Below are 3,674 nucleotides of genomic sequence, written 5' to 3'. Positions count from 1 at the left end.
GTGCTGGACAACCTGGATGAGCACGCCGATGAACTGGCAACCCTGATGACAGAAAAATTTGAAATTTTAGCGTGCGCTTAGTATATCTCCCCAAAGTCTCCTTTACCAACCTCAACCTAACGTGGTATAATGCATGCCTATAGGGTGGGAGGTGCCCAAAAATGAACCGGGTGAACGCAAATGGAAAATATTGACCTCTTAAAACAGATCCCCCTCTTTAGCACCCTCTCCATGGCCGCGCTGGAAACCGTAGCCCACATTCTTAAAGAAAATTTTTATCCGGCCGGTGAATTCCTTTTTCACGAGCATGCTCGCGGCGATAGGGCCTATATCATTAAATCTGGTCAGGTGGAAGTTTTGCGCAATATTGGCACCCCCGACGAGACCTTTTTAGGCACCAGCGACCCCGGCGAATTGATTGGTGAAATGGCTATTTTGGAAGCGGAAACACGTTCGGCCGGTGTTAGAGCTTTGCAGGATACCACTACCCTGGAAATCACCGGGCAAGACTTTGAAAGTTTGATCACTAAAAACGGCGCTGTCGGCTATCAGGTAGTCAAAATGCTCAGCCACCGGATGCGCCAGGCCGGCGATTACCGGGCCGAACAAAGGGCCCAAATGGCCAGGGTAGAACGGGAGATGGAAATTGCCGGGCGTATTCAGGCCGACTTTCTGCCGGATAAACTGCCCCAACCGCCGGGCTGGGAAATAGCCGCTTACTTTCACCCGGCCCGCGCCGTTGGCGGCGATTTTTACGATGCCTTTCCCCTGGCTCAAAATATGATTGGTTTTATTATTGCCGATGTCAGCGGCAAAGGGGCGGGGGCGGCCCTGTTTATGGCTCTGGTGCGCAGCCTGATCCGGGCCTTTGCCGAACAAGGCCTCTTGTTGGGGCCAGACTATCTACCAGACCATCGGCTGGCCGCGCCAGCCGGCGTAAGCGGGCAGAAACAAGCGCCCCTCTCCACCAGCGCCAATGCCTTGAACGCCGTAGCCCTGGCCAACGATTATGTGCTGCGCAATCACTACCGGGCCAGGATGTTTGCCTCGCTCTTTTTGGGAGTGCTGGAGCCAACAACGGGTTTATTAACTTACATCAATGCCGGCCATAACCCTCCCATTTTATTTGGCCCCGACGGCATCAAGGAAGAATTAGAACCGACCGGCCCCATCGTGGGCATGCTGCCCCACTCCACCTTTAAGACCGCCCAGACCAATATTAGGCCGGGCGAAACCCTGCTGGGTTACACCGACGGCGTCACCGAGGCCCGCAGCGTCTCCGGTGAGTTTTTTGGCGAAGAACGATTACGCTTGCTGCTGGCCGGAGGCCAGTCGCTTTCGGCCACAGCCTGGCTGGACCAGCTTAAAACAGCCGTGCGTAACCACGCTGCCGGGGCCGCCCCATCCGACGACATCACCATGCTGGCCATTCATCGAATTCCCTGATTTAGAGAAGGGGCGGTCGGTTCCTTACTGTTCAGCCAAAGTTTCTTATTTTTCATTTCTTATTTCTTTCATGGCCCAATCCTATGAAAAACTTTCTCAAAAACAAAAAAGCCATCATCGGCGTGATCCACGTTGACCCGCTGCCCGGCACTCCTAAGGGCCAGCGGGCCATGCCGGAAATTATTGACCAGGCCCGTACAGAGGCGCAAATCTATCAAGACGCCGGCATTGACATGCTGATGATCGAGAATATGCACGATGTTCCTTATCTTAAGGGAGCGGTTGGGCCAGAAATTGTGGCGGCGATGGCCGTAGTAGGCTACGAGGTCAAAAATGTAACCGGTCTGCCGTGCGGGGTGCAAATCCTGGCCGGGGCAAACAAAGAAGCGTTAGGCGTTGCCCAGGCCGCCGGACTCGACTTTGTGCGGGTGGAGGGGTTTGTGTTTGCGCACGTGGCCGATGAGGGCCTAATAGATGGCTGCGCCGGGAAGCTGTTACACTATCGCCGCCACATCGGCGCGGCTGATATTTTGGTGCTGACGGATATAAAAAAGAAACATAGCGCCCACGCCCTCACCGCCGATGTGGACATTGTTGAAACGGCCCGCGCCGCGGAGTTCTTTTTAAGCGACGGGGTGATTGTGACCGGCGCGGTGACCGGGGCTGCGGCCAGCCTGGAAGCGTTGCAGCGCGTCAAAGAATCAGTCACCATCCCGGTTCTGGTTGGCTCCGGCGTTACCTTAGAAAATGTTGATCGCTATCTGGCTATTGCCGACGCGCTCATTGTGGGTTCTTACTTTAAACAAAGCGGCCACTGGGCGCAGGCGGTTGACTTTAACCGGGTCAAACCTTTTATGGACAAAGTCAACAAGTTAAGATCAGGTTTATAGATCAAACCCTCCCGGAAAATGCTCTTCTTTCACCTGGACCATTGCCGCGGCAGCACCCAACTCAGACAGCTTTTGCACATTCTGGGGGTTATCCATGGCATACAGGCTGGCGGCCTCGTCTTCATCCATCTGGATATTGAGCTGACGGCTAAGCCAGGCGGCCTCATAGGCCAGCGTGTAACGCAAATAAGTTATCCACGCGGCCCCGCTCCCTAACACGTCTTGCTGCAAGTCGCCTACTTCACTATCAATTGGCCAGGGCGTGGCGCTGCGCGATAACAGTTGCAGCACGGTTTGGCCCAGCCAATCACAATCGCCCATAATTGAAAGGACAGACTGGGCGGCCAGTTGAATGGCCGGCATAGCCATTACCTCTTTGGCCGCCAGCCTGAATTCTCGATAGCCGGTACCCACCGAAACCAGCAGCAATTTATCCTCACCCACCGGCCAGTGATAACCATAACCGTCCAGCGTGGCCAACAGCAGTAATTGCAAAGCCGGGTTATTGTAAGGGCTAACCCCGCCATCCACAAACGCCCCGGCCACGCCCCTGGCCACTTCTATTTCCTCCGGCTCAAAATAATGGGGCGCCGCCGTGCTGGCCCGGACAATTTCGCGCAGCAGGTAATCTTGATTGGCTATCTTTCCTTCTGGGCCGGGACTAAAATATTTGCCGCGAGGGTTGTTATGCAGCACCCAAGGGCTGCCTGTATCCAGCCGCTTGGTCATCACCATCAAACCTGTTTGCAGTGCTTCACTACCCAGGGTATGATCGCCAAAATATTCGGTGAGCGCCTGAACCAACGGCTCTTGCGGGAATTTTGAAGAAAAAACTCCCAACCGCAGCAAAGGTTTTTTGAAAACTTCATCCGATAAGTTCTGATAGAGTTGCTGGATTTTTGTCACCGAAAAACCCAGGGCCAGGCCGGTGGTAATAATTGAGCCGGTGGAAGTTCCGCCGATGAGGTCAAAATAGTCGCACAATCTAAATTCCGGATCGCCGCCGGCTCTTTGCCGCAAAATATGCTCAATCCGCTGGAGATACCCCAGGGTCAATGCGCCCCGAATCCCTCCCCCATCAAGGGCCAGAATACGTTTAGGGCCTGGCTCAAAAAAATGTTCGTCTCGCGTGCGATGCTTCATGCTGTTTTAATTTCCCTTTCTATGGCCTGGGTAGCTTTAAGCAAGCTACTGTTTACCAGTATATCATATGGGGGCCGGGTTGACAACCAAAACGCTTATTGCACAATTCGATTATCCTTTGGCAGAAGGTATTGTGCCTCTTGATACAACCTATGCCCAAACTCAACCATCCATTTGGCCTGCCGTTAAATTATT

3 protein-coding genes are annotated in these 3,674 nt (G+C 53.8%); 2 read left to right on the top strand and 1 reads right to left on the bottom strand.

Annotated elements, in window-relative coordinates; translation table 11 throughout:
* The first annotated feature begins 180 nt into the window (after nt 1–180).
* Together JW953_04325 and JW953_04320 are read left to right on the top strand one after the other, a co-directional pair.
* Nucleotides 181–1,446 (top strand): SpoIIE family protein phosphatase, encoded by a 1,266-nt coding sequence (locus tag JW953_04325; protein MBN1991904.1) that lies wholly within the window; start codon nt 181–183, stop codon nt 1,444–1,446.
* Between the two features lie 83 nt (nt 1,447–1,529).
* The gene (locus tag JW953_04320; GenBank protein ID MBN1991903.1) at nt 1,530–2,336 is read left to right on the top strand and encodes a BtpA/SgcQ family protein; all 807 of its coding nucleotides are present in this window, start codon (nt 1,530–1,532) and stop codon (nt 2,334–2,336) included.
* On the opposite strand, the gene JW953_04315 is transcribed toward JW953_04320, so the two are convergent.
* Nucleotides 2,331–3,479, bottom strand: a complete 1,149-nt coding sequence (locus JW953_04315; GenBank protein ID MBN1991902.1) for a patatin-like phospholipase family protein — start codon at nt 3,477–3,479, stop codon at nt 2,331–2,333. The genes JW953_04320 and JW953_04315 overlap by 6 nt on opposite strands.
* Nucleotides 3,480–3,674: the final 195 nt, after the last annotated feature.

It is taken from the genome of Anaerolineae bacterium (genome assembly GCA_016931895.1).
Classification (GTDB): Bacteria; Chloroflexota; Anaerolineae; order 4572-78; family J111; genus JAFGNV01.
The sequence above is the reverse complement of the archived record's forward strand: the minus strand, read 5'-3'. Positions and strand labels throughout refer to the sequence as shown.

Coding starts and splice junctions, on each gene's coding strand:
- JW953_04325 (MBN1991904.1), top strand. CDS start 181: ATGGAAAATATTGACCTCTTAAAACAGATCCCCCTCTTTAGCACCCTC.
- JW953_04320 (MBN1991903.1), top strand. CDS start 1,530: ATGAAAAACTTTCTCAAAAACAAAAAAGCCATCATCGGCGTGATCCAC.
- JW953_04315 (MBN1991902.1), bottom strand. CDS start 3,479: ATGAAGCATCGCACGCGAGACGAACATTTTTTTGAGCCAGGCCCTAAA.